The sequence below is a fragment of the Pandoraea eparura genome, assembly GCF_902459725.1.
Classification (GTDB): Bacteria; Pseudomonadota; Gammaproteobacteria; order Burkholderiales; family Burkholderiaceae; genus Pandoraea; species Pandoraea eparura.
The window spans coordinates 1-25,376 of sequence record NZ_CABPSH010000007.1; the positions used below are offsets into that span (position 1 = coordinate 1).

A 25,376-nucleotide genomic window follows, 5' to 3' on the forward strand; every position below is an offset into this window, starting at 1 on the left:
TCCGCTGCCCGGAGGCGGGGGAGGGTGAGGGTGGAATCTGAGGATGGGGTTCGAGGGGCAGACCTGCGCCACGGTACTGAATCAAAGCGGTGGCTGATCCGTCCCAACAACGTTTCACGTGAAACATGATGAGATGCTCTGGCGATGGTTGTAGTCGGGCAATGGATTGGCGGAGATTGCCGGTGCCCCGACTAAGCGACTTTCAAGTGGAGCGCAGGCGGGGTGCCGGTAATCTCCGCTGCCCGGAGGCGGGGGAGGGTGAGGGTGGAATCTGAGGATGGGGTTCGAGGGGCAGACCTGCGCCACGGTACCGAATCAAAGCGGTGGCTGATCCGTCCCAACAACGTTTCACGTGAAACATGACGAGATGCTCTGGCGATGGTTGTAGGCGGGCAATGGATTGGCGGAGATTGCCGGTGCCCCGACTAAGCGACTTTCAAGTGGAGCGCAGGCGGGGTGCCGGTAATCTCCGCTGCCCGGAGGCGGGGGAGGGTGAGGGTGGAATCTGAGAATGGGGTTCGAGGGGCAGACCTGCGCCACGGTACCGAATCAAAGCGGTGGCTGATCCGTCCCAACAACGTTTCACGTGAAACATGGCGTGAAGCTCTTTCGACGGTTGTATTCGGGCAATGGACTGGCGGAGATTGCCGGTGCCCTGGCTGGGCGACTTTCAAGTGGAGCGCAGGCGGGGTGCCGGTGATCTCCGCTGCCCGGAGATGAGGGAGGGTGAGGGCGGAATCGGAGGATGGGGTTCGAGGGGCAGGCCTGCTCCACGGTACTGAATCAAAGCGGTGGCTGATCCGTCCCAATAACGTTCCACGTGAAACATGACGAGATGCTCTGGCGATGGTTGTATTCGGGCAATGGATTGGCGGAGATTGCCGGTGCCCTGACTAAGCGACTTTCAAGTGGAGCGCAGGCGGGGTGCCGGTGATCTTCGCTGCCCGGAGATGAGGGAGGGTGAGGACAGAATCTGAGGATGGGGTTTGAGGGCAGGCCTGCTCCACGGTACTGAATCAAAGCGAAGGCTGATCCGTCCCAACAACGTTTCACGTGAAACATGACGAGATGCTCTGGCGATGGTTATATTCGGGCAATGGACTGGCGGAGATTGCCGGTGCCCTGACTAAGCGACTTTCAAGTGGAGCGCAGGCAGGGTGCCGGTAATCTCCGCTGCCTGGAGGTGAGGGAGGGTAAGGGCGGAATCCGAGGACGGGGTTTTGAAGTCAAGCCATGTTCACAGCGTCAAATCGAAGCGATAACCCATCCAACCCAACAACGTCTCACGTGAAACCATCCCCAATACCGTCGTTTTGCCAATGTTCCACGTGAAACACCGGGGCAGTTACAAATGATGCGGCGCAATACCGCTATAATTCCGCCATTACCGAATCCAGAGAGTTTGCCGCACGCGGCAAAATAACAATGCTTTATCCGACCGAGTTCGACGTGATCGTAGTGGGTGGCGGCCACGCCGGTACCGAGGCTGCGCTCGCCTCGGCCCGCATGGGCTGTAAGACACTCCTGCTCACCCATAATATCGAGACGCTCGGTCAGATGAGCTGCAATCCCTCCATCGGCGGGATCGGCAAAGGCCATCTCGTCAAAGAGGTCGATGCGCTGGGCGGGGCCATGGCCGCCGCAACCGACGAAAGCGGTATCCAGTTTCGTATCCTCAACTCCTCCAAAGGGCCGGCAGTGCGCGCCACCCGGGCCCAAGCCGACCGGATTCTATACAAACAGGCAATCCGCCATCGCCTCGAGAACCAACCCAATCTCTGGCTCTTCCAGCAAGCCGTCGAAGACCTCATCGTCGAAGGCGAGCGCGTTGTCGGTGCCATCACCCAAGTCGGACTGCGCTTCCGTGCCCGTGCCGTGGTGCTCACCGCCGGTACCTTCCTCGACGGCAAGATCCACGTCGGGCTCAACAACTACGTCGGCGGGCGCGCCGGAGACCCGGCCGCCATCAGCCTGTCCGCCCGACTCAAAGCGTTGAAATTGCCGCAAGGCCGGTTGAAAACTGGTACCCCGCCGCGCATCGACGGACGCTCCATCGATTTCTCCGTCCTCGAAGAACAGCCCGGCGACCTCGATCCCGTCCCCGTTTTCTCGTTCCTCGGCCGCCCCGAACAGCACCCGCGCCAAGTCCCGTGCTGGGTCACCCATACCAACGAGCGCACCCACGACATCATCCGTGGCGGGCTCGACCGGTCACCCATGTACACCGGCGTCATCGAAGGCGTTGGCCCGCGCTATTGTCCGTCCATCGAAGACAAGATTCACCGCTTCGCCGACAAGACATCGCACCAAATCTACCTCGAACCCGAAGGCCTGACGACCAACGAGTTCTACCCCAACGGCATTTCCACCAGCCTGCCGTTCGACGTACAGCTCGAACTCGTCCGCTCCATGAAAGGCATGGAGAATGCCTACATCCTGCGCCCCGGCTACGCCATCGAATACGACTACTTCGATCCCCGTGGGCTGCGCAGCTCGCTCGAAACCCGTGTCATCTCCGGGCTCTTCTTCGCGGGACAGATCAACGGCACCACTGGCTACGAAGAAGCCGCCGCGCAAGGGCTGCTCGCCGGCATCAACGCCGCACTGCAAGTGCAAGGGCGCGATGCCTGGTGCCCGCGCCGAGATCAGGCCTACCTCGGCGTGCTCGTCGACGACCTCATCACCCGTGGCGTCTCCGAGCCTTACCGAATGTTCACCAGCCGCGCCGAATATCGCCTGTCGCTGCGCGAAGACAACGCCGATATGCGTCTGACCGAAATCGGCCGCGAACTCGGTGTCGTCGACGATATTCGTTGGGACGCGTTCTGCCGCAAGCGTGACGCTGTTTCACGTGAAACAGAACGTCTCAAATCGACGTGGGTAACGCCGAAAACCTTCCCGGCCGAAGATGCCGTGCCGTTGCTGGGTAAAGCCATCGACCACGAATACTCGCTGGCCGATCTGCTGCGGCGCCCGGAAGTTGGCTACGACGCCCTCATGGCCGTGCAGGGCGGTCGACTTGCCGCGGCAGCGCCGCTGTCCGACGATCCGCTGCAAGCGAACCAGATTCGCGAACAGATCGAGATCGCGGCCAAGTACCAAGGCTATATCGACCGCCAGGCCGACGAGATCGTGCGCAAGGAAGCCAATGAGAACACCGTGCTGCCTGCCAACATCGACTACAACGAGGTGCGGGGGCTGTCCATCGAAGTACGCCAGAAGCTCGGGGCCCAGCGGCCCGAGACCCTGGGCCAGGCGTCGCGTATCTCCGGGGTGACGCCCGCCGCAATCTCGCTGCTGATGATCCACCTCAAAAAGGGGCTCGGACGCCGTCGCGCGTCAGAGGAAGCGACGCCCGCCGCCGCCGACGGCGACGCGCACGCAGCCTGACGCGGAGACCTCATGACCGATTCGCGACGCACTGCCGCCAACGGCGGCAACGAGCTGGCCGTGCTTCTGGCCGACGGTATTCGGCAACTTGGCCTATCCATCAGCGATGAACAACAACGACGGCTGCTCGACTACCAGGCGTTGCTGGCGAAATGGAATGCCGCGCTGCAAATGACCTCCATCCGCGATCCGCGGCAAATGGTCATCAAGCATCTGCTCGATTCGCTCTCCATTCTGCCGCGCCTCGATCGTGAGCCGATTTCACGTGTGCTTGACGTCGGCTCAGGCGGTGGGCTGCCCGGTGTGGTGCTCGCGATCGTGCGTCCCGACTGGCAGGTGACGGTCAACGACATCGTGCACAAGAAGACGGCATTCCTCACACAGGCCCGCGCCACATTCAAGTTGACCAATCTGAGCGTCGTGACCGGCCGCGTCGAGTCGCTCGTCGTCGGCAACGAAGTGAGCGCACCATTCGATGCCATCGTGTCGCGCGCCTTTGCCGAGCTGACCGATTTCGTCACCCTCGCGGGAAACCTGCTCGCTTCCGGCGGCAGTTTCTGGGCCATGAAGGGGGTGGCAGCCGAGAGCGAGCTTGCGCTGCCCGCGGGCTACGCACTGGTAGAGCGTCTGGCACTGAACGTCCCCTTTCTTGACGCTGAGCGTCATTTGCTTCGCGTGACGAAGGTAACGGCATGAATAAGATGACCCGCTGGGCGGGGGCCGTCATGGTCGGTTTTTCGGTGGTTGCCGCAGTCGCCTGGGGGCAATCCGGACAAGAATCGCTGACGACGCGCGTGCGTCCGGTACCGAAGATCGACAAAGCGCGCTACGTCGGCACTTGGTACGAAATAGCACGCTACCCGAATTTCTTCGAGCGAAAATGTGTGTCTGACGTGACTGCGCAGTACGTGGCGCGACCGGACGGTCGAATCGAAGTCACCAACCGATGTCGCAAGGAAGACGGAAGCTGGGTCAGCAACACCGGCCTGGCGCGCACCGACGGACAGGGCACCGGCACGGCACGCTTCAAGGTGACGTTCGCGCCTGACTGGTTGCGCTGGATTCCCTGGCTTTGGACGAACTCCTGGGTTATCGTGCTCGACGACGACTATCAGTTTGCCGCTGTCGGAGAACCCAGTCGCGAGTACCTCTGGGTCCTCTCGCGGACGCCGACGATCGACGACAACGCACTGAATCAAATGCGGGCCCAGTTGCGCAAGCAAGGTTACGACACCGACAAACTGGTGTTGACGCCCCAAAAGGCGAGCGCCCCCTGAGCACCGCCCCCCGGCGTGTCTGACGCCGGGGGGGGGCGCAAGCAATAACTGAGCTTTACTCAGGTAATCGAATTTGCGGGATGGACCGAAACGCGCGCGCCACGGCCCCGGCAAGTCGGCGGTCGTCGGCAGCGAGGCGCGTTCACAGCGGTTTCATTCTCGGCATCATCGGCACTATCAGCATCAATCGCATCAACACGGCAGCATTCGGAGGACTACATCGGCATGGCGAAAATTTTCTGCGTGGCCAATCAGAAGGGCGGCGTCGGCAAGACGACCACCACGGTGAACCTCGCTGCCGGACTGGCGTCGCACGGGCAGCGAGTCTTGTTGGTCGACCTCGATCCGCAGGGCAATGCGACGATGGGCAGCGGCATCGACAAGGCCGCGCTCGAATCGAGCGTGTACGAAGTGCTCGTCGACGGTGCCGATGTGGCCACGAGCTGCCAGCGCTCGGAGTCCGGGAGTTACGATGTGCTGCCCGCAAACCGCGAACTCGCCGGTGCGGACGTGGAACTCGTCTCGCTCGAGAACCGCGACACGCGATTGAAGCTGGCACTCGCCAAAGTCGACGACGTGTACGACTTCGTCCTCATCGATTGTCCGCCCACGCTCTCGCTGCTTACGCTCAACGGGCTGTGTGCGGCGCACGGCGTGATCATTCCGATGCAGTGCGAATATTTCGCGCTCGAAGGGCTGTCGGATCTCGTCAACACGATCAAGCAGGTGCACGCGAATCTGAACCGCGACCTGCAGGTGATCGGCCTGCTGCGCGTGATGTTCGATCCGCGCATCACGCTGCAGCAACAAGTCTCGGACCAGCTCAAGGCGCACTTCGGCGACAAGGTATTCAACGCGATCATTCCGCGCAACGTGCGACTTGCCGAAGCGCCGAGCTACGGCATGCCGGGCGTCGTTTTCGATCCCGCGTCACGCGGCGCGAAAGCGTATCTGCAATTCGGCGCGGAAATGATCGCGCGCATTCAAACTATGTAAGGCGCATTCGCGCAGGAACGTATTGTCATGGCGACCAAGACCACCGCACTGAAGAAAAAGGGCCTGGGCCGAGGCCTCGAAGCGCTGCTCGGCGCACACGCCGATAATCACAACGGTGCGACCGAAGCGAGCGCCGAGGGCGCACCGTCGGTCATGGCGCTCGAACGCCTTCAGGCCGGCAAGTACCAGCCGCGCACGCGCATGGATGAGGGGGCACTGCAGGAACTCGCGTCGAGCATTCGCGCGCAGGGGCTGATGCAACCGATCCTGGTGCGTCGTGTCGATGGTGAGAAGTACGAAATTATTGCGGGCGAGCGGCGGTTTCGTGCTGCCCGCATCGCCGGACTGGCCGAAGTGCCGGTGCTCGTGCGCGATGTTTCCGACGAGGCCGCCGCTGCGATGGCGCTCATCGAGAATATCCAGCGCGAAGATCTGAATCCGCTCGAAGAGGCGCAAGGCATTCAACGGCTGCTCGGCGAATTCAATTACACGCACGAGCAAGCCGCCGAATCGCTCGGCCGCTCGCGCAGTGCGGTGTCGAACCTGTTGCGCCTGCTCAATCTGGCGCATCCGGTGCAAACGATGCTGCTCGCGGGCGATCTCGACATGGGGCACGCGCGCGCGCTGCTCTCCGTCGACGCGGCCACGCAGATCACCCTGGCCAATCAAGTGGTGAACAAGCGCCTGTCGGTGCGCGACACGGAGCGCATCGTCAACGCGTCGCTCAAGCCGCAGGGCGACGGCATTCGTCGCCGCTCGGCGGAGGAGGGGGGGCGCGACGTGACGCGCCTTGAAGAAGAGCTGTCGGATCTGCTCGCGTCGAACGTCAAGATCAAGGTCGGCCGCAAGGGCGCCGGACAACTCACGATCGAATTCGGCAGCCTTGATTCGCTCGATGGCATTCTCGCGCGCATTCGTGCCGAATAATGTCGGTCTCCTGAGCGTTCTACCGTGAGCGATCCTGCGGGCAAACCCATGGGGCCGACGCAGGTGCGTGAGCAAGCGCCTACTCAGTCGACCACTCAGGCAGCGACTCAAGCGACTCAGGCGACTCAGGCGACTCAGGCGACTCAGGCGACTCAGGCGACTACCCAGGCGACTGACCAAGCAACTGACCAAGCGGCTACCCAAGCGGCTACCCAAGCGGCTACCCAAGCGGCTACCCAAGCGGCTACCCAAGCGGCTACCCAAGCGAACCCGTCGGGGACGCCGGCAACGCCTGCGTCGTCGTCATCGCACGGCACCGCCACGACGCGGGTATGGCGTGCGCTGCATGCAACTTACGAGCGTGTGCGCCGCGATCGGGTGCTGCTCATCCTGATCGTCGGATTCGTTGCGTTGCAGATTGCCCGGCCCGTGAGCCTTGGCGAACTGTTTGCGCGCATCGATCAGCACACGATCCTCACGCTCGCGGGTTTGCTGATGCTCACGCGGGCGATCGATCAGAGCGGGTTTCTCGATTGGCTGGCGCAGCGATTGCTGCGGGCGTTTCGCACCGAGCGACGTCTCGCGCTGTTGATGGTGGCGTTCGCTGCCGCCCTGTCCACGCTGCTGACCAACGACGTCGCGCTCTTCGCCGTCGTGCCGCTCGCGCAGTCGCTCGCACGCATTGCGCCGGTGAGAATCGAGCGGCTGATCATCTTTCTCGCACTGGCGGTGAATGCCGGCTCGAGTCTCACGCCGCTTGGCAATCCGCAGAATCTCTTCCTCTGGCAACACAGCGGCATGGGCTTTGGCGCCTACGTCGTCATGATGACGCCCCTGACGCTGGCGCTCATGGCCGTGTTGCTCGTGACGTGCGCGTTCGCGTTCGATTCCCGCGAACTGCATTTTCAGCGACGCGGTCCCGCCCACGATGTGCGCTGGCCGCTGCTGTGGATCGCCCTGGCACTCTTCGCGGCGTTCGTTGTGCTGGCGGATCACGGCGCTGCCACGTGGGCGTGCGCGGGTGTGGCGGCGGTACTGCTGGTGGCGAAGCGCAACGCGGTGTTCGGGATCGACTGGCTGCTGCTCGCGATCTTCGTGCTGATGTTCGTGGTGCTGCGCGGTGTGGCCGGGTTGCCCGACGTGCGCGCGACACTCGGGCAAGTGGATTTCACGGGTTCCGGCATGGCCTATGCGGGGGCCGCCGTGTTGTCGCAATTCATCAGCAACGTGCCCGCTGCCATCCTGCTCGCGGAATACAGCCACAACTGGCCGGCGCTGGCACATGGCGCGGCGGTCGGCGGCTTCGGCCTCGCGATCGGTTCGTTGGCCAACCTGATTGCATTGCGCATGGCGAAATCGGACAAGATCTGGTGGCGCTTTCATTGGCTCTCGCTCCCGTTTTACCTGGTGGCACTGTGCCTCGGGTATATCGCTCTCAAATGGGGATAATCGCGCATCGAACGCCGTCAAGTTGCAGCGATTCCGCGGCGTTTGCCGGGATTGCCGCGTTGCACCATGAGAAAAATCGGGCTCCTTGAGAGTTGGCGCCAAATCGGGGCACGCACTGCACAATTTCGGCGAATTTGTTGTGTGTTTCGATTGACTGGGGTTCGTAATTTCCCGTAAAATCTCGCGGATTTATCTGCTTGAAGAGCCCATTCGTTTTGCACGAGTCGGGCGGGGAGGCTACGAGATGACCGACGAAAAACGGTCGAACTTGGAACCGAAACCGCAAGCGCCGGCACGCGCAACATCAGAGGTCTGGGACGACGAGCAGGCGCAAGAAACAATCGTTCCGCTCACACGTGCGCAGGCTGAGCGCCTGTTCGGTCCCGATGTGGGGCGCGCATCGCGTGTGACGCCATTCAGGGTGGTGGGAGCCCAGGTACTGTTGTCGCTGGTTGCGGCACTGGCCTGGTGGTTACTCTCGGCATCGCCACGAGACGCGGCGGTGTCCGCTGCGCTGGGCGGAATGATCGGTTGGTTGCCGGGCGCACTGTTTGCGCTGCGGTTAAGAATGTCAGGTGATCGCCTCTCCGTCGGTTCGCTGTTGGTGGGGGAAGCGGTCAAGGTAGCAACGACGATTGCGTTGTTTGTGGCCATAGCGTTCGGTTACCCAGGGGTTCACTGGATAGCGTTGCTGGTCACCTTCGTGCTGACGCTCAAAGTCTATTGGCTTGCGATGGCACTGAAGTAGCGGTGAGAATCCGCTCTCGCGTCGACATGCTACCGTGTGCGGATTTTCATAATTGGGTGTTTGATCGCTATGTCAGTAGAAGCCGGCCACGCTCCGAGCCCGTCGGAGTACATTTCGCACCACCTGCAAAACCTTGCGAGCTCGACGCAAACCAAGATCGTCGATTTCTCGATCATCAACTGGGACACGATGTTCTGGTCGATCGCGATGGGCGTTTTGGGCTGCTTCCTGCTTTGGTTGGCGGCTCGTAAGGCATCCTCGGGTGTGCCGGGCCGTTTCCAGGGCGCGGTCGAAATGCTCGTCGAGATGGTGGAAGACCAGTCGAAGAGCATCGTGCACGGCAACCGTGCCTTCATCGCCCCGCTGGCGCTGACCGTGTTCGTTTGGGTCGCCCTCATGAACTCGCTGGACTTGCTGCCTGTCGACCTGCCCTCGCGCGTGATCGAGTGGGTTGGCCTGAGCGGCATCATTACCCATCACCGCATCGTGCCGACGGCCGATCTGAACGGCACGCTCGGTATTTCCGTCGGCGTGCTGATCCTGATGCTGTACTACAGCTTCAAGATCAAGGGCGCGGGCGGTTTCATGCACGAGCTGTTCACGGCACCGTTCGGTAACCACTTCCTGCTGTGGATCCCGAACCTGCTGCTCAACCTCATCGAATTCTGTGCCAAGACCGTGTCGCTCGGTATGCGACTGTTCGGCAATATGTACGCCGGCGAACTGCTGTTCCTGCTGATCGCTCTGCTGGGCGGTATCTGGAGCTTTGGCGCAGATGCGTCGGTGCTGGGTTTTGTCGGTCACATCATTGCCGGCACCGCATGGGCGATTTTCCACATCCTGATCGTGTTGCTCCAGGCGTTCATCATGATGATGCTCACGCTGGTGTATATCGGCCAGGCGCACGACCATCACTGATCGGTTGTTGCGGTAGTCACGCGTTTCCCGGTTTTTCAGTTTTTCAAATTTAAAGTTTCAAGTCTCTAACCAAAAGGAGTAATCATGCAAGCTTTCATCGCCAACATCCAGGGTCTGACCGCCATCGCTATCGGCATCATCATCGGTCTGGGTGCTATCGGCGCCTGCCTGGGTATCGCGCTGATGGGCGGTAAGTACATCGAAGCGTGCGCCCGTCAGCCCGAGCTGATGAACCCGCTGCAAACGAAGATGTTCCTGCTGGCCGGCCTGATCGATGCGGCATTCCTGATCGGCGTGGGCGTTGCCATGCTGTTCGCGTTCGCGAACCCGCTGCTGTCGAAGCTCGCTTAAGTTTCTTTCGGCCGGTCGCGCAATGATCCGCGCGGCCAACTGGACATGAACGGCGCGCCCAAGCCAGCTGGCACAATGGGGCGCGCTGTTTTGCCAATCGACTCGCATCACCGAAAGGAAACACCGTGAACATAAACGCAACTCTGTTCGCGCAAACCGTCGTGTTTCTGATCCTGGCATGGTTCACGATGAAGTTCGTGTGGCCGCCGCTGATCAAGGCTATCGACGAACGCGCGAAGAAAATCGCTGACGGTCTGGCTGCCGCCGACAAGGGCAAGGCTGAACTCGACGCCGCCAACAAGCGCTCCACGCAAGCCCTCGCAGAAGCCCGCGACGAAGGCGCGAAGCGTATTGCCGACGCCGAGAAGCGTGCTCAGGCCGTGGCCGACGAAATCAAGGCCCAGGCGCAAGCCGAAGCCGCTCGCATCATCGCCAACGCCAAAGCCGAAGCCGAGAACCAGGCCGTCAAGGTCCGTGAATCGCTGCGCGAAGAAGTGGCCGGTCTGGCTGTCAAGGGCGCCGAGCAGATTCTGAAGCGTGAAGTTGACGCCAAGGCCCATGCCGACCTGCTGAACCAACTCAAGGCAGAGCTCTGATCATGGCCGAACTCGCAACCATCGCTCGTCCGTACGCCGAAGCGTTGTTCCGCGTGGCCAAGACTGGCGACCTGAATCGCTGGTCGGGGCTGGTGCGCGAACTGGCGCAAGTGGCAGCGCTGCCTGAAGTGGCCAAGCTGGCCGACGATCCGAAGGTCACGCCGGCGCAAGTCGTCGATGTGCTGGCCGCGGCAGTGAAATCGACCGACGCCGAAGTGCGCAACTTCGTCGCCGCTGTGGTCGAGAACGGCCGTTTGGCCGCCATGCCGGAGATCGCCGACCAGTTCGAAGCGTTGAAGAACGCTGCCGCCGGTTCGGCGGATGCCACGATCGAAAGCGCCTTCCCGCTCGATGGCGAGCAACTGACCTCGCTGGTCAAGGGCCTCGAGCACAAGTTCGGCTGCAAGCTCAACGCGAGCGTGACGGTAGACCCGTCGCTCATCGGTGGCGTGCGTGTGGTGGTTGGCGACGAGGTGCTGGACACTTCGGTGCGCGCCCGCCTGGCAGCTATGCGGACGTCGCTGACGGCCTGAGGCCGGCGCGATACGACTGCGACGGCAAGAATTGAATATCAGGAGCACATATGCAACTCAATCCCTCTGAAATCAGCGAACTGATCAAGAGCCGGATTCAAGGTCTCGAGAGCGGCGCCGAAGTCCGTAACGAAGGCACCGTGATCTCGGTGACTGACGGTATCTGCCGCATCCATGGCCTGTCGGACGTGATGCAGGGCGAAATGCTGGAATTCCCGGGCAATACGTTCGGTCTGGCACTGAACCTCGAGCGCGACTCCGTCGGCGCCGTGATTTTGGGCGAGTACGAGCACATCTCGGAAGGCGACACCGTCAAGTGCACGGGCCGCATTCTGGAAGTGCCGGTCGGCCCTGAACTGAAGGGCCGCGTCGTTGACGCACTGGGCGTGCCGATCGACGGCAAGGGTCCGATCAACGCGAAGCTGACCGATGCCATCGAAAAAATCGCCCCGGGCGTGATCTGGCGTAAGTCGGTGTCGCAACCGGTGCAGACCGGTATCAAGGCAATCGATGCCATGGTGCCGATCGGCCGCGGCCAGCGTGAGCTGATCATTGGTGACCGTCAGACGGGCAAGACCGCCGTGGCCATCGACGCGATCATCTCGCAGAAGGGCAAGGGCATGACCTGCGTGTACGTCGCAATCGGTCAAAAGGCCTCGTCGATCATGAACGTGGTGCGCAAGCTCGAAGAGCACGGCGCCATGGAATACACGATCATCGTGACCGCGACGGCGTCGGACTCGGCAGCCATGCAGTTCATCGCACCGTATGCCGGCTGCACGATGGGCGAGTACTTCCGCGATCGCGGCGAAGACGCGCTGATCATTTATGACGACTTGACCAAGCAAGCCTGGGCCTATCGTCAGATCTCGCTGCTGCTGCGCCGTCCGCCGGGCCGTGAAGCCTACCCGGGCGACGTGTTCTATCTCCACTCGCGTCTGCTCGAGCGTGCCGCGCGCGTCTCGGAAGAGTACGTCGAGAAGTTCACCAACGGCCAGATCAAGGGCCAGAGCGGTTCGCTGACCGCACTGCCGGTGATTGAAACGCAAGCCGGTGACGTGACCGCTTTCGTGCCGACGAACGTGATCTCGATTACCGACGGCCAGATCTTCCTGGAAACCGACCTCTTCAACGCGGGTATCCGTCCGGCAATCAACGCCGGTATCTCGGTGTCGCGTGTGGGTGGTGCGGCGCAGACGAAGGTCATCAAGAAGCTGTCGGGCGGTATCCGTACCGACCTCGCACAGTATCGTGAGCTGGCTGCGTTCGCGCAGTTCGCCTCGGACCTGGACGAAGCCACCCGCAAGCAGCTCGAGCGCGGCCGCCGCGTGACGGAACTGCTCAAGCAGCCGCAGTACCAGCCGCTGCAAGTCTGGGAACTGGCCGTGTCGCTGTTCGCCGCCAACAACGGCTATCTGGATGACCTCGAAGTCGCCCAGGTCCTGCCGTTTGAAAAGGGTCTGCGCGAAGTTCTGAAGACCAGCCACGGCGCGCTCATCGGCCGTATCGAAGAGACCAAAGATCTCTCGAAGGACGACGAAGCCGCCCTGCACGCTGCGATCAAGGACTTCAAGAAGACCGGCGCTTACTAATCCGGTTGAATCGGTAACTATTCAACGGACCCGGGAAGGCGCGATGTTCAGGCAACACCGAGCGTCGCGCCGAGACAAGGAGTAAGCAATGGCTGGAATGAAGGAAATTCGCGGCAAGATCAAGAGCGTGCAGAACACGCGCAAGATCACCAAGGCCATGGAAATGGTGGCCGCGTCGAAGATGCGCAAGGCGCAGGAACGCATGCGTCATGCCCGGCCGTACGCTGACAAGGTGCGTCAGATCGCTGCGCACATGAGCCAGGCGAATCCGGAATACCACCACCCGTTCATGGTGAAGCACGCCGACGCGAAAGCGGCCGGCCTCATCGTGGTGACGACGGACAAGGGCCTGTGCGGCGGCTTGAACACCAACGTGCTGCGTGCCGTGGTGGCCAAGATGAAGGACATCGAAGCGCAAGGCCTGAAGATCGAGGCCACCGCCATCGGCGGCAAGGGTTTCGGTTTCCTGAACCGTATCGGCGCGAAGGTGGTGTCGCATGTCGTGCAACTGGGCGACACCCCGCATCTGGACAAGTTGATCGGTGCGGTCAAGCTGCAGCTCGACGCGTACGCCGAAGGCAAGCTCGATGCCGTGTACCTGGCCTACAACCGCTTCGTCAACACGATGAAGCAGGAGGCCGTGGTCGAACAACTGCTGCCGCTGCCCGAGAAGTTCGAGGGCGCGTCGGATGACGCGAGCGCAGTGCCGGCGCAGCATTCGTGGGACTACATCTACGAACCGGATGCGAAGACGGTCGTCGATGCCCTGCTGGTGCGTTACGTCGAAGCTGTCGTGTATCAGGCTGTCGCAGAGAACATGGCGTCGGAACAGTCCGCCCGTATGGTGGCCATGAAGGCCGCGTCGGACAACGCGAAGACCGTGATCGGTGAATTGCAGATGATCTACAACAAGGGTCGTCAGGCAGCGATTACGAAGGAACTGTCCGAAATCGTGGGTGGCGCCGCCGCAGTCTAAGCGGTGGCACGGGCCGATGCGCCGCAAGGCGAAATGAATTTGAGTATCTAAAGGAAAAGCGATGAGTACTGCTTTGATTGAAGGCAAGATCGTACAGTGCATCGGCGCCGTTATCGACGTGGAATTCCCGCGCGACAGCATGCCGAAGATCTACGACGCGCTCACCATGGAAGGGTCGGAACTGACGCTCGAAGTCCAGCAACAGCTGGGTGACGGCGTGGTTCGTACCATCTGTCTGGGTTCCTCCGAAGGCCTGCGCCGCGGTATGACGGTGCAAAACACCGGTCTGCCGATCACGGTGCCGGTCGGCAAGCCGACGCTGGGTCGCATCATGGACGTGCTGGGCCGTCCGATCGACGAAGCCGGTCCGATCGCACAGGATCACACCCGTTCGATTCACCAGAAGGCGCCGGCGTTCGACGAACTGTCGCCGTCGACCGAACTGCTCGAAACCGGCATCAAGGTGATCGATTTGATCTGCCCGTTCGCCAAGGGCGGCAAGGTGGGTCTGTTCGGTGGCGCCGGTGTGGGCAAGACCGTGAACATGATGGAACTCATCAATAACATCGCCAAGGAACACGGCGGTTATTCGGTGTTTGCCGGTGTGGGCGAGCGTACCCGTGAAGGGAACGACTTCTACCACGAAATGAAGGACTCGAACGTTCTGGACAAGGTCGCGCTGGTGTACGGCCAGATGAACGAGCCGCCGGGCAACCGTCTGCGCGTGGCGCTGACCGGCCTGACGATGGCCGAGCACTTCCGTGACGAAGGTCGCGACGTGCTGTTCTTCGTGGACAACATCTACCGTTTCACGCTGGCCGGTACCGAAGTCTCGGCACTGCTCGGCCGTATGCCGTCGGCCGTGGGCTATCAGCCGACGCTCGCGGAAGAAATGGGTAAGCTGCAAGAGCGCATTACGTCGACCAAGACCGGCTCGATCACGTCGGTGCAAGCCGTGTACGTGCCTGCCGATGACTTGACCGACCCGTCGCCGGCCACCACCTTCGGCCACTTGGACGCCACCGTCGTGCTGTCGCGTGACATCGCTTCGCTGGGTATCTACCCGGCCGTCGATCCGCTCGACTCGACCTCGCGCCAGATCGACCCGAACGTGATTGGCGAAGAGCACTACACGGTGACCCGTCGCGTGCAATCGACGCTGCAGCGTTACAAGGAACTGCGCGACATTATCGCGATTCTGGGCATGGACGAACTGTCGCCGGACGACAAGCTCGCCGTGGCTCGCGCGCGTAAGATCCAGCGTTTCCTGTCGCAGCCGTTCCACGTGGCCGAAGTGTTCACGGGTTCGCCGGGCAAGTACGTTCCGCTCAAGGAAACGATCCGCGGCTTCAAGATGATCGTCGATGGCGAGTGCGACCACCTGCCGGAACAGGCGTTCTACATGGTTGGCACGATCGACGAAGCGTTCGAAAAAGCCAAGAAGATGCAGTAAACGGTTGAGTGCCGCGCGACGGCGGGGTCTCGCGAGAGACGCCACCGCACGCCGGCAGGTGACTGTTGCGGGGCGGGGTAGCGAAGCGAGGACGGCAACGTTCGGACTGGCGCGCCTGCCGCTTCATCACACTCAACGGGAGCGATTATGGCAACCATTCAAGTAGACGTCGTCAGCGCCGAAGCGCAGATCTTCTCCGGTCCGGCGCGCTTTGTGGCGCTGCCTGGCGAAGCCGGCGAACTGGGCATCTTGCCCGGCCACACGCCGCTGATCACGCGTATCAAGCCGGGCGCGGTGCGTATCGAGGACGAAGCGGGTAACGAAGACTTCGTCTTCGTGGCCGGCGGCATTCTCGAAGTGCAACCGGGTACGGTGACCGTGCTCGCCGATACCGCGATTCGCGGCAAGGATCTGGACGAGGCCAAGGCTGCCGAAGCCAAGCGTCGTGCTGAAGAAGCGCTGTCGAACAAGGATTCGAACATCGAGTACGCGACTGCCCAGGCCGAACTGGCCGAAGCCATCGCCCAACTCGCGGCGATCCAGAAGTTCCGCAAGGTGAAGTAATTCCGGCATCGCCGTGGCGACGACCTCACGGTCGACGCCACACGCCATGCCTGCCGTAGCGCAACGGTGAGCGTCTTCGCGACGTCCATCGCCACGCTGCTGCCGAAAGCCCCATGCATGCCAGTGCGTGGGGCTTTTGTTTTGCTCGACGCATCCGCAGCACCCGCGGGCGCCGCATCTCCGCCGCCCCTCTGTCACCCCCGCGTATTCGTCTCCCGACTCAGGGCCATCCCCACTCGTGCCGTCACCGGAATTCCGTTAACGTAAACGTCAAGTCAGCATGGCGCGCTATTGTTATGAAGAGCGCCCCCGTCGTTCGACGTGACGACAGGCGGGCCATTCACATGGGCGAGCGCCGGGCAAAGGTAATTCACCCCTTCAGCATTGCATCAGGAGACAAGCGCATGGAAAGCCGGGAAGTTTCGGGCGTTGTACCTCGTAATGGACTGTCGTATGTGAAGGGTGACACCACCATTCCGCTATCGACGTTGACGGTGTTCGGCTTGCTCGCCGAGACGGCGGCGAAGTATCCGGAACGGCAGGCCGTCGTGTTTCGCGAGCAGGGCGTGGATTGGACGTGGCGCGAATTCATGGCGCATGTGGACACCTTTGCCGCCGGACTCATGACGCTGGGCCTGAAGCGGGGCGATCGCGTGGGTATCTGGTCGCCCAACCGCGTCGAATGGCTGGTCACGCAGTTTGCCACGGCGCGTATCGGTCTGATTCTGGTGAACATCAATCCGGCGTATCGGCTGGCCGAACTCGAATACGCGATCAACAAGGTCGGCTGCAAGGCGCTCATTGCCGCGGAGTCCTTCAAGACGTCGCGCTATCTCGACATGCTCAACACGCTCGCCCCCGAACTGGCGGAGAGCTCTCCCGGGCAACTGCACTCGGCGAAGCTGCCGACGTTGCGCACCATCATTCGCATGGGCTCGGGCGTCACGCCGGGCATGATGAATTACAGCGATGTGGTCACGCTTGGCGCCGATGCCAATCTCGACACCCTGCGCGAGATTTCCGACGGGCTGGATTGCTTCGACGCCATCAATATCCAGTTCACGAGCGGTACCACCGGCAACCCGAAGGGCGCCACGCTCACGCATCACAACATCGTCAACAACGGCCGTTACATCGCCATGGCGATGCGCTTCTCGGAGCACGACAGCCTGTGTATTCCGGTGCCGTTCTATCACTGCTTCGGCATGGTGCTGGCCGTGCTCGCCTGCGTGTCGACCGGCGCGACGATGGTGTTCCCGGGCGAGGCGTTCGACCCGAAGGCGACCATGGCCGCCGTGTCGCAAGAGCGCTGCACGGCGTTGCACGGCGTGCCGACGATGTTCATCGCCCAGCTCGATCATCCGGATTTCGACCTCTACCAGTTCGACTCTCTGCGCACCGGTATCATGGCGGGGTCGCCGTGCCCGATCGAGACGATGAAGCGCGTGATCAGCCAAATGCACATGCGAGAAGTCACGATCGCGTACGGCATGACGGAGACGAGCCCGGTGTCGTTCCAGACCACGACGACTGATCCGCTCGAGAAGCGCGTGACGACCGTCGGGCGCGTGCAGCCGCACCTGGAAGTGAAGCTCGTCGATGCCGCCGGGGAGATCGTGCCGGTGGGCGAGAAGGGCGAGCTTTGCACCAAGGGTTATTCGGTCATGCAGGGGTATTGGGACGACGAGCCGCGCACGCGCGAGGCGATCCGCGACGGCTGGATGCACACGGGCGACCTCGCCACGCTTGACGAGGAGGGCTACTGCAATATCGTCGGCCGGGTGAAGGACATGCTCATTCGCGGCGGCGAGAACATCTATCCGCGCGAGATCGAGGAGTTCCTGTTCCGTCATCCGAAGGTACAGGCCGTACAGGTGTTCGGCGTGCCCGATGCGAAGTACGGCGAGGAAGTGTGCGCCTGGATCATTCTCAAGCCGGGTCAGAGCGCGACGGAAGACGAGATTCGCGCGTTCTGCCAGGATCAGATCGCGCACTACAAGATTCCGCGCTACATCCGCTTCGTCACCGAAATGCCGATGACGATCACGGGCAAGGTCCAGAAGTTCGTCATGCGCGAGCAGATGGTCGAAGCGCTGGGGCTGTCCGAAGCGAAGACGGCCTGAGCGCCGTCAGGCCGGGGCCCGCTACAACGGCGGGCCTCTGCTTATTTTTTGAGCGCGCCTGAGGGCAATGCCGTATCATTCGGGATTACCCCAGGTCTCGCGCCATGCCTGCTCATACGTTCCGCACTGTTTTCGTCCTCGGCATTCTGTCGGCCATCGGCTCGCTGTCGATCGACATGTATCTGCCTGCGCTGCCAAGCATCGCGCGCGAACTGAATACGACCGACGCGGCAGCGCAATTCTCGCTGGCGTCGTTCTTCATCGGCCTGGGCCTGGGGCAATTGCTGCACGGACCGCTGGCCGACCGCTACGGACGCAAGCGTCCGCTGTACGCCGGCCTGGCCCTGTATACGCTCGCGTCGGCCGGTTGCGCGCTCGCGCCGAACATCGAGACACTGATCGTTTGCCGCTTCATTCAGGCCGTGGGGGGATGCGCGTGCTTCGTGATCGCCCGGGCAATGGCGCGCGATCTGTTCGACACGAGCACCGTGGCGCGGGTGTTGTCGCGCATGACGCTCATCATGGGGGCCGCGCCAATCCTCGCGCCGCTGATCGGCGGCCAGGTGTTGCAATTCGTTGGCTGGCGCTGGATCTTCTGGGGCCTGACGGCGTTCGGCGCGATGTGTTTCGCGATGTCCGTGCGTTGGCTGCCGGAGACGCGCGCGGCCGCCAGGCAGGCCCGTCATTGGCTCGCCACGGCGTGGCACAACTACGGCGCCCTCGTTCGCGACCGGGAATTCATGGGCAATGCGCTCGCCGGGGGCGTCTCCCAGGCGGGGATGTTCGCCTACATCACCGGCTCGCCGTTCGTGTTCATCAATCTCTATGGGGTCGACCCGGCACACTACGGCTGGCTGTTCGGGCTGAATGCATGCGGCATCATCGCCGGCTCGCAGGTCAACGCTCACCTGCTGCGCAAGCGGCGTCCGGCCGATGTACTGCGCCGGACCAACAACCTGGTCGCTGTGCTGGGATTGCTGATGCTGGCGGTGGCGTCGCTCAAGCTCGGTGGCCTGATCGGGTTGATGGCGCCGCTCTTCGCCTATGTCACGAGCCTGGGCTTTTCGCAGCCGAATGCGGTGGCCGAAGCGCTGAACCGGCAGCATCAACGCGCTGGCGCGGCGTCGGCGCTGCTGGGCGCGCTGCAATTCCTCGCGGCCGCCAGCGCGGGGGCCGCGGTCGGCCTGATGCACGCGCGATCGGCGGTGCCGATGGCGGCCGTCATGGCCGTGTGCGGCGTGCTGTCGTGGTGTTTCCACACGGTGCTGATTCGTCGCGCGGCCCAGGCGGCGCCCCCCGCTGCCGGACCGGCTTGATCTTTTCTCGCCTCGCCATACAGCGCCGACACGGCAGCCCCGGCGCCATCGGCCGCCGGCACGACGCCGCGCAGGCAAGGGCACGAAAGGCGCTCGGGCGCCGGCACCGACGACTTTCGGGGAACCGATAGGCGACGCACGCTTCCAACCCAGACCTTCGCCGCGCGTCGCGCCACCTGTAACAGTTTGTAATTGGACTGTCAGGGCGCCGGCACGATAGGCAAAGTGCGATGCATAGCCCGCCTGCAAAGCCCCCCAAAAGTTTTTGCAAGGATGGCTAAAGTTCGACACCCTTGTGCCGAAATACAGTCAGGTAGTAAAGCGCAGCTTCGTGACATTGTCATGACGCTGTCATCACACCGCCACCGATCGCCCTCCCGAGCGCATCGAAGGGGACGCTCGTCCCCCGCCTGTAGGAAAAACTCCTACACAAATCTTCCGGTTTTCTCACTACGTCGCGTAGTTTTTCTCCGATTTCTTTCTCTTTCGCCCTTGTCCACAATGCGGGGGAATAAGCAGTCGTACGCCAGATTCATCCATTGCGCCGGGGGGCCGCATGCGAAACAGCGAAACACTCAACGAGATTCGTGAACTGAATCTCTCCTATCTCGTCCTGGCTCAGCGCCTGATCCGTGAGGATCGTGCCGCGGCAATGTTCCGTTTGGGGATCAGCGACCAACTGGCCGACGTGCTCGGCAGTCTCACACTGGCTCAACTCGTCAAGTTCGCGGGGTCGAACCAATTGCTGTGCCGATTTCGCTTCGACGACCACGTGATGCTCTCGAGCCTCACGCATGGTGCGAAAGACGCCGGTATGCAGCAATCGCACGCTTCGATTCTGTTGGCGGGGCAACCCGTCGAGCAAATCGGCTAAGTACGCCACGCACGCTACGCCGCCCTGAAGGCGGCGCTTCGCGTGTCTTGCCAGGAAGTTTGTCTATGCGTACTAAAAGCGTCGTTCTCGAGGCCCGTGAAATTCAGTTGGCCATCGAGCTGATCGAACTCGGCGCCCGTCTCCAATTGCTGGAGGCCGAAACGAGTCTGAGCCGCGACCGGCTCATCAAACTCTACAAAGAACTCAAGGGCGCTTCGCCGCCCAAGGGCATGCTGCCGTTCTCGACCGATTGGTTCGTGACGTGGCTGCCGAACATCCATTCGTCGCTTTTCCACAATATCTATCGCCACCTTGTGCAGCACGGCGGGTGCCAGGGCATCGAAGCCATCGTCAAGGCGTATCGGCTGTACCTCGAACACGTGGAATTGCATGGCTGGGAAGCGGTGCTCGGGTTTACACGTGCGTGGACGCTCGTTCGCTTCTTCGACAGCAAGATGTTGCAGATGACGCCGTGCACGCGCTGCGGCGGACATTTCGTCACGCACGCCCACGAGCCGCATGCCCAGTACGTTTGCGGACTTTGCCAGCCGCCATCGCGCGCCGGCAAGACGCGCAAGGCGAAGCATGCGCACGCCGCCGATCTGGCGCCGGTCACCGATATTTCTCCGCTGGCCGCCTAGGCAAGCCGACGTCACGAGGTCGCACCCCCTACAGTTTCCCTGCGTGTCTGCCGTTAAGCCCTCTGAACAGGACGGACAATTTTCCGTAGACGTATTTTTGCGAGAGGTATCCGGCAGTGCTTGTCGTCATTGGTTACATCATCGTTCTGGCATCGGTCTTTGGCGGTTTCGTCATGGGCGGAGGCCACTTGGGCGCGCTGTTTCAGCCGACCGAGCTGCTGATCATCGGTGGCGCGGGCGTCGGCTCGTTCGTGGTGGGCAACAACAGCAAGGCGATCAAGGCGACGATGAAGGCGCTGCCGATGCTGTTCAAGGGCTCGAAATACACCAAGGAGCTGTACATGGAGCTGATGGCGCTCCTGTACGTGCTGCTCGCGAAAGCGCGCAAGGACGGCATGCTCGCCATCGAAGGCGACGTGGAAGACCCGGCTTCGAGCCCGGTGTTCTCGCAGTACCCGCGCATTCTCGGCGAGCCTCGCATCATGGAATTTCTCACCGACTATCTGCGCCTGATGGTCAGCGGCAACATGAACGCGTTCGAGATCGAGAACCTGATGGATCACGAAATCGAAACGTACCGTCACGAGGGGGAAGTGCCCGCGCACTGCCTGCAGAAGACGGGCGATGCGATGCCGGCATTCGGTATCGTGGCGGCCGTGATGGGCGTGGTGCACACGATGGCCTCGGCCGACCAGCCGCCGGCCGTGCTCGGGGCGCTGATCGCCCAGGCGCTCGTGGGCACGTTCCTCGGCATTTTGCTGGCCTACGGCTTCATTTCGCCGCTGGCGCAACTCATCGAACACCGCATCAACGAATCCGTCAAGCTTTACGAGTGCATCAAGGTCACGCTGCTCGCCAGCCTGAACGGCTACGCGCCGGCACTCTCGGTCGAGTTCGGCCGCAAGGTACTCTATTCCACTGTCCGTCCGTCGTTCGCCGAGCTTGAAGAGCACGTACGACAGGTCAAGGCGCGCTGACGGGTCACCGCAATGAGCGAGAAAGAAGAGCGGCCCATCGTCGTCAAGCGCCGCGCGCGCAGCGCGCACGGCCATCATGGCGGCGCGTGGAAGATTGCCTATGCCGACTTCATGACGGCCATGATGGCGTTCTTCCTGCTGATGTGGCTGCTCAGTTCCGCGACCAGCAAGGAGCTGACGGGAATTGCCGAATACTTCCGCACGCCGCTCATGGTCGCGCTGACCGGCGGACATAACGCCGCAGACAACAGCGGTGTCATTCCCGGCGGCGGCACCGACACGACGCGCACCGATGGTCAGCAGTCGCGCGGCGATCAGGCCAGGTCGCGTCAGGCGATGTCGGCCGAGTTGGCCGAGCGTGCCGAAGCGCAACGCTTGCGCGAACTCAAGTCGCGCATCGAGAAGGCGATCGAGAACAACCCGACGCTCAAGCAGTTCCGCAAGCAGTTGCTCATCGATGTGACCACCGAGGGCTTGCGCATCCAGATCGTCGACGATCAGAACCGGCCGATGTTCGCCAATGCGAGCGCGCAGGTGCAGCCGTATATGCGCGACATCCTGCGCGAGATCGGCAAGTCGCTCAACGACGTGCCGAACCGCATCAGCCTGTCGGGCCATACCGACGCCACGGCCTACGCACAGGGCGACAAGAGCTACAGCAACTGGGAGCTGTCGGCCGATCGCGCGAACGCGTCGCGTCGCGAACTGATTGCCGGCGGCCTCGATGGCGAAAAGGTGCTGCGCGTGGTGGGCCTGGCGTCTACCGTACCGCTCGATCGCGATAACGCCTACAACCCGATCAATCGTCGCATCAGCATCATCGTGCTCAACCGTCGCGCGGAACAGTCGGTCAAGCGTGAGGCCGACCAGCCGGCGATCGACGCCGCGAACGCGCGCGGCGCGGGAAGCGACGTCGTGAACGCCGTCATCAACGGTGAGCTTCCGGCGCCGCCTGCCCCCCCGGCGGCCCCCGGCGCCAACTGACAAGAGGAGACGCATGCAGGCCCTTCGCAACACGATTCTCGCCGTCGACGATTCTGCGTCGATGCGCCAGATTCTGGCGGCCACGCTCGACGAAGCCGGCTATGCCGTGACGACTGCCCGCGACGGGCAGGAAGCACTGGCGCTGGCATCGAACGCGACGTTCGATCTGGTGCTTACCGACCAGCACATGCCCGGCATGGACGGCCTGTCGCTCATTCGCGCGCTGCGCGAACTCGACACGTTTGCCCAGACGCCGATCCTGGTGCTCACCACCGAAGTCGACGGCGCGTACAAAACCGCGGCCCGCGAGGCGGGCGCCAGCGGCTGGCTGATCAAACCGGTCGACCCCGAAGCATTGGTCGACATAGTGGGCTCGCTCGTCGGCGAAGGCGCATGACGATGACGTCGATGGCACAACCAAGTTAGGACGAGGAAACCGGTGGATATCACCCAGTTCTACCAGACCTTTTTCGATGAAGCGGAAGAGTTGCTCGCCGAGATGGAGCATCTCCTGCTCGCGCTCGATATCAATGCACCCGATAACGAGCAGCTCAACGCGATCTTCCGTGCGGCGCACTCGATCAAGGGTGGCGCCGCGACGTTCGGCTTCACCGCGCTCACCGAGACCACTCACCTGCTGGAAAACCTGCTGGACCGCGCGCGTCGCGGCGAATTGCAGTTGCGCACCGAGATGGTCGACACCTTCCTGGAAACCAAAGACGTGTTGCATCAACAGTTGAATGCCTACCGCGCCTCCAGTGAGCCCGATGTCGAGGCGATGAAGCGCATCTGCGCAGTACTCCAGCAACTCGCTGCCGAGGAAAACGGTGCGCCAGCCCCTGCGGCCACAGCCGCCGCTGCCGCGCCCGCTGCACCGGCGGGCGCCACAGCGCCTGCCGCGCCAGTTGCTCCCGAGGCGACTGCCATGGCCGCGACCGACGCGAGCGGCGCCCCCGCAAGCGCCGTTCCGCCGGGCCAGACGCGTCTGAAGGTCACGCTTACCGGCGTGGGCGAGAAAGACCAGACGTTGCTCGCGGAAGAACTGGGCAACCTGGGCGACGTGGCCGGCCGCCAGTCGAGCGGCGACACGCTGCACCTGTGGCTCGATACCACGTGCGGCGCCGACGACATCCTCGCGGTGTGCTGCTTCGTGATCGAACCGTCGCAGATCGACGTGCAGGACGCGGCGGCCGCCGCTGCAGCGATGGCCGCCGCGCCCGCCGAAACCCCGGTGGCCGCCCCGGTCCAGACCTCCGAAATCTTTACTCAGGCTCCAGCCGTCTCGGCGCCGATCGAAGTGCCGGATGCCCCGGTGATGGTGGCGGCGCCGGTCGCGCCGATGCCGCCGTCGGCGGACGAACCGATCGTCGTGCCGCACGAGGCACCCGTGGCACCCGTGGCACAGGCCGGCGCTGGCAGTGCCAGTGGTGGCAATGGCACGCATCCGCCGGCGGAGAAGCGCGTGGCCGCCCCGGCCGGCGGCGCGGCCGGACACGAGAACAGCTCGATTCGCGTAGGCGTGGAAAAGGTCGATCAGCTGATCAACCTGGTGGGTGAGCTGGTGATCACGCAGGCGATGCTCGCGCAAACGGCGAGCAGCCTCGACCCCATGCTTCACGACCGCCTGTTCAACGGCATGGGGCAGCTCGAGCGCAATGCGCGCGACCTGCAAGAGGCCGTGATGTCCATCCGCATGATGCCGATGGATTACGTGTTCTCGCGTTTCCCGCGTCTGGTGCGCGACCTCGCGACCAAGCTGGGCAAGCAAATCGAACTCGTCACGTTCGGTCAGGCGACCGAACTCGACAAGAGCCTGATCGAGCGCATCATCGATCCGCTCACGCACCTTGTGCGCAACAGCCTCGATCACGGCATCGAGACGACGGAGCTGCGCCTGGCCTCGGGCAAGGACCCGGTCGGCCAACTCGTGCTGTCGGCCGCGCATCAGGGCGGCAACATCGTGATCGAAGTGAGCGACGACGGCGCGGGCCTGCGACGCGAGAAGATTATTGCCAAGGCCCAGCAGCAGGGGTTGTCGGTCTCGGAGTCGATGTCTGACGAGGAAGTGTGGCAACTGATCTTCATGCCGGGCTTCTCCACGGCCGAAGCGATCACCGACGTGTCGGGCCGCGGCGTGGGCATGGACGTCGTCAAGCGCAACATCCAGCAGATGGGCGGGCACGTGGAGATTCTGTCCACGCGCGGCAAGGGCACCACGATCCGCATCGTGCTGCCGCTCACGCTCGCGATTCTCGACGGCATGTCCGTCAAGGTCGGCCCGGAGATTTTCATCCTGCCGCTGAACTTCGTGATGGAGTCGCTGCAACCGCGTCGCGACGACATTCGCGCCGTGACCGGCGAAGGTCAGGTCGTGCTGGTGCGCGGCGAGTACCTGCCGCTCGTCGAGCTGTATCGTGCGTTCGACGTGCCGGAGGCGCGCGCCGATCCCACGCAGGGCATCATCGTGATCCTTCAGGCCGAAGGCCGCCGCTTTGCACTGCTTGTCGACGAACTGGTCGGTCAGCAGCAGGTCGTGGTGAAGAATCTCGAAACGAATTACCGCCGTATTCACGGTATTTCCGCCGCCACCATCATGGGTGACGGCAGTGTGGCATTGATCGTCGACGTGGCGGCGCTCCAGCGCGGCCAGCGCTCGGCGGCCGCCACCATCTTCAACTGAAGTCGGAGACG

At 62.6% G+C, this 25,376-nt stretch carries 23 protein-coding genes; all 23 read left to right on the plus strand.

Annotation, left to right across the window (positions count from 1 at the left end; all coding sequences use genetic code 11):
- The first annotated feature begins 1,425 nt into the window (after window positions 1-1,425).
- A complete protein-coding gene (gene mnmG / locus PEP31012_RS14780; protein WP_150590102.1) occupies window positions 1,426-3,390 on the plus strand; it encodes a tRNA uridine-5-carboxymethylaminomethyl(34) synthesis enzyme MnmG in 1,965 nt (654 codons plus the stop codon).
- A 12-nt stretch (window positions 3,391-3,402) separates the two neighbouring features.
- The gene (gene rsmG, locus PEP31012_RS14785; protein ID WP_150590103.1) at window positions 3,403-4,086 is read left to right on the plus strand and encodes a 16S rRNA (guanine(527)-N(7))-methyltransferase RsmG; all 684 of its coding nucleotides are present in this window, start codon (window positions 3,403-3,405) and stop codon (window positions 4,084-4,086) included.
- On the plus strand, window positions 4,083-4,667 hold the full coding sequence (locus PEP31012_RS14790; RefSeq protein WP_150590104.1) for a lipocalin family protein: 585 nt from the start codon (window positions 4,083-4,085) through the stop codon (window positions 4,665-4,667). Before rsmG ends, PEP31012_RS14790 begins: the two co-directional genes overlap by 4 nt.
- A gap of 225 nt (window positions 4,668-4,892) precedes the next feature.
- The gene (locus PEP31012_RS14795) at window positions 4,893-5,663 is read left to right on the plus strand and encodes a ParA family protein (protein ID WP_150590105.1); all 771 of its coding nucleotides are present in this window, start codon (window positions 4,893-4,895) and stop codon (window positions 5,661-5,663) included.
- A 27-nt stretch (window positions 5,664-5,690) separates the two neighbouring features.
- Window positions 5,691-6,590 (plus strand): ParB/RepB/Spo0J family partition protein, encoded by a 900-nt coding sequence (locus tag PEP31012_RS14800; RefSeq protein ID WP_150590106.1) that lies wholly within the window; start codon window positions 5,691-5,693, stop codon window positions 6,588-6,590.
- Window positions 6,591-6,953: 363 nt separating this feature from the next.
- Window positions 6,954-8,039, plus strand: a complete 1,086-nt coding sequence (locus PEP31012_RS14810; protein ID WP_246171310.1) for an SLC13 family permease — start codon at window positions 6,954-6,956, stop codon at window positions 8,037-8,039.
- A gap of 244 nt (window positions 8,040-8,283) precedes the next feature.
- The gene (locus tag PEP31012_RS14815; protein WP_150590107.1) at window positions 8,284-8,787 is read left to right on the plus strand and encodes an ATP synthase subunit I; all 504 of its coding nucleotides are present in this window, start codon (window positions 8,284-8,286) and stop codon (window positions 8,785-8,787) included.
- Window positions 8,788-8,856: 69 nt separating this feature from the next.
- A complete protein-coding gene (atpB, locus tag PEP31012_RS14820; protein ID WP_150590108.1) occupies window positions 8,857-9,705 on the plus strand; it encodes a F0F1 ATP synthase subunit A in 849 nt (282 codons plus the stop codon).
- An 84-nt stretch (window positions 9,706-9,789) separates the two neighbouring features.
- Complete coding sequence (gene atpE / locus PEP31012_RS14825; protein ID WP_017233820.1) at window positions 9,790-10,056, plus strand: F0F1 ATP synthase subunit C; 267 nt, start codon at window positions 9,790-9,792, stop codon at window positions 10,054-10,056.
- A gap of 125 nt (window positions 10,057-10,181) precedes the next feature.
- Window positions 10,182-10,652, plus strand: coding sequence for a F0F1 ATP synthase subunit B (locus PEP31012_RS14830; RefSeq protein ID WP_150590109.1), 471 nt, complete (start codon window positions 10,182-10,184; stop codon window positions 10,650-10,652).
- Between the two features lie 2 nt (window positions 10,653-10,654).
- A complete protein-coding gene (locus PEP31012_RS14835) occupies window positions 10,655-11,185 on the plus strand; it encodes a F0F1 ATP synthase subunit delta (RefSeq protein WP_150590110.1) in 531 nt (176 codons plus the stop codon).
- 50 nt (window positions 11,186-11,235) lie between these two features.
- Window positions 11,236-12,777 (plus strand): F0F1 ATP synthase subunit alpha, encoded by a 1,542-nt coding sequence (atpA, locus tag PEP31012_RS14840; protein WP_150590111.1) that lies wholly within the window; start codon window positions 11,236-11,238, stop codon window positions 12,775-12,777.
- 88 nt (window positions 12,778-12,865) lie between these two features.
- Window positions 12,866-13,753, plus strand: coding sequence for a F0F1 ATP synthase subunit gamma (gene atpG, locus PEP31012_RS14845; RefSeq protein ID WP_150590112.1), 888 nt, complete (start codon window positions 12,866-12,868; stop codon window positions 13,751-13,753).
- A 61-nt stretch (window positions 13,754-13,814) separates the two neighbouring features.
- Window positions 13,815-15,206, plus strand: coding sequence for a F0F1 ATP synthase subunit beta (atpD, locus tag PEP31012_RS14850; protein WP_150590113.1), 1,392 nt, complete (start codon window positions 13,815-13,817; stop codon window positions 15,204-15,206).
- Between the two features lie 147 nt (window positions 15,207-15,353).
- Window positions 15,354-15,770, plus strand: a complete 417-nt coding sequence (locus tag PEP31012_RS14855; RefSeq protein ID WP_017233814.1) for a F0F1 ATP synthase subunit epsilon — start codon at window positions 15,354-15,356, stop codon at window positions 15,768-15,770.
- A 404-nt stretch (window positions 15,771-16,174) separates the two neighbouring features.
- Entirely contained in the window at window positions 16,175-17,893 is a 1,719-nt protein-coding gene (locus tag PEP31012_RS14860) for an AMP-binding protein (protein ID WP_150590114.1), read from the plus strand.
- A 104-nt stretch (window positions 17,894-17,997) separates the two neighbouring features.
- Complete coding sequence (locus PEP31012_RS14865; RefSeq protein WP_150590115.1) at window positions 17,998-19,209, plus strand: Bcr/CflA family multidrug efflux MFS transporter; 1,212 nt, start codon at window positions 17,998-18,000, stop codon at window positions 19,207-19,209.
- 556 nt (window positions 19,210-19,765) lie between these two features.
- Entirely contained in the window at window positions 19,766-20,083 is a 318-nt protein-coding gene (gene flhD, locus PEP31012_RS14870) for a flagellar transcriptional regulator FlhD (RefSeq protein WP_150590116.1), read from the plus strand.
- A gap of 65 nt (window positions 20,084-20,148) precedes the next feature.
- Window positions 20,149-20,724: a flagellar transcriptional regulator FlhC gene (gene flhC, locus PEP31012_RS14875; protein ID WP_150590117.1), complete on the plus strand. Its 576-nt coding sequence runs from the start codon at window positions 20,149-20,151 to the stop codon at window positions 20,722-20,724.
- A 116-nt stretch (window positions 20,725-20,840) separates the two neighbouring features.
- Window positions 20,841-21,701 carry a flagellar motor stator protein MotA gene (gene motA, locus PEP31012_RS14880; RefSeq protein WP_150590118.1) on the plus strand — a complete coding sequence of 287 codons (861 nt, stop codon included), beginning with the start codon at window positions 20,841-20,843 and terminating at the stop codon, window positions 21,699-21,701.
- 12 nt (window positions 21,702-21,713) lie between these two features.
- Window positions 21,714-22,685 (plus strand): flagellar motor protein MotB, encoded by a 972-nt coding sequence (gene motB, locus PEP31012_RS14885; RefSeq protein WP_150590119.1) that lies wholly within the window; start codon window positions 21,714-21,716, stop codon window positions 22,683-22,685.
- A 13-nt stretch (window positions 22,686-22,698) separates the two neighbouring features.
- Window positions 22,699-23,082, plus strand: a complete 384-nt coding sequence (locus PEP31012_RS14890) for a response regulator (RefSeq protein ID WP_150590120.1) — start codon at window positions 22,699-22,701, stop codon at window positions 23,080-23,082.
- A 42-nt stretch (window positions 23,083-23,124) separates the two neighbouring features.
- A complete protein-coding gene (cheA, locus tag PEP31012_RS14895) occupies window positions 23,125-25,365 on the plus strand; it encodes a chemotaxis protein CheA (RefSeq protein ID WP_150590121.1) in 2,241 nt (746 codons plus the stop codon).
- Window positions 25,366-25,376: the final 11 nt, after the last annotated feature.

Bases quoted from the DNA above. Each gene is read 5' to 3' on its own strand.
- PEP31012_RS14795 (WP_150590105.1), top strand. From the start codon at position 4,893: ATGGCGAAAATTTTCTGCGTGGCCAATCAGAAGGGCGGCGTCGGCAAG.
- PEP31012_RS14800 (WP_150590106.1), top strand. From the start codon at position 5,691: ATGGCGACCAAGACCACCGCACTGAAGAAAAAGGGCCTGGGCCGAGGC.
- PEP31012_RS14860 (WP_150590114.1), top strand. From the start codon at position 16,175: ATGGAAAGCCGGGAAGTTTCGGGCGTTGTACCTCGTAATGGACTGTCG.
- flhD (WP_150590116.1), top strand. From the start codon at position 19,766: ATGCGAAACAGCGAAACACTCAACGAGATTCGTGAACTGAATCTCTCC.
- rsmG (WP_150590103.1), top strand. From the start codon at position 3,403: ATGACCGATTCGCGACGCACTGCCGCCAACGGCGGCAACGAGCTGGCC.
- atpA (WP_150590111.1), top strand. From the start codon at position 11,236: ATGCAACTCAATCCCTCTGAAATCAGCGAACTGATCAAGAGCCGGATT.
- atpE (WP_017233820.1), top strand. From the start codon at position 9,790: ATGCAAGCTTTCATCGCCAACATCCAGGGTCTGACCGCCATCGCTATC.
- atpB (WP_150590108.1), top strand. From the start codon at position 8,857: ATGTCAGTAGAAGCCGGCCACGCTCCGAGCCCGTCGGAGTACATTTCG.
- atpD (WP_150590113.1), top strand. From the start codon at position 13,815: ATGAGTACTGCTTTGATTGAAGGCAAGATCGTACAGTGCATCGGCGCC.
- motB (WP_150590119.1), top strand. From the start codon at position 21,714: ATGAGCGAGAAAGAAGAGCGGCCCATCGTCGTCAAGCGCCGCGCGCGC.
- atpG (WP_150590112.1), top strand. From the start codon at position 12,866: ATGGCTGGAATGAAGGAAATTCGCGGCAAGATCAAGAGCGTGCAGAAC.
- PEP31012_RS14890 (WP_150590120.1), top strand. From the start codon at position 22,699: ATGCAGGCCCTTCGCAACACGATTCTCGCCGTCGACGATTCTGCGTCG.
- PEP31012_RS14855 (WP_017233814.1), top strand. From the start codon at position 15,354: ATGGCAACCATTCAAGTAGACGTCGTCAGCGCCGAAGCGCAGATCTTC.
- PEP31012_RS14865 (WP_150590115.1), top strand. From the start codon at position 17,998: ATGCCTGCTCATACGTTCCGCACTGTTTTCGTCCTCGGCATTCTGTCG.
- flhC (WP_150590117.1), top strand. From the start codon at position 20,149: ATGCGTACTAAAAGCGTCGTTCTCGAGGCCCGTGAAATTCAGTTGGCC.
- PEP31012_RS14815 (WP_150590107.1), top strand. From the start codon at position 8,284: ATGACCGACGAAAAACGGTCGAACTTGGAACCGAAACCGCAAGCGCCG.
- PEP31012_RS14835 (WP_150590110.1), top strand. From the start codon at position 10,655: ATGGCCGAACTCGCAACCATCGCTCGTCCGTACGCCGAAGCGTTGTTC.
- PEP31012_RS14790 (WP_150590104.1), top strand. From the start codon at position 4,083: ATGAATAAGATGACCCGCTGGGCGGGGGCCGTCATGGTCGGTTTTTCG.
- mnmG (WP_150590102.1), top strand. From the start codon at position 1,426: ATGCTTTATCCGACCGAGTTCGACGTGATCGTAGTGGGTGGCGGCCAC.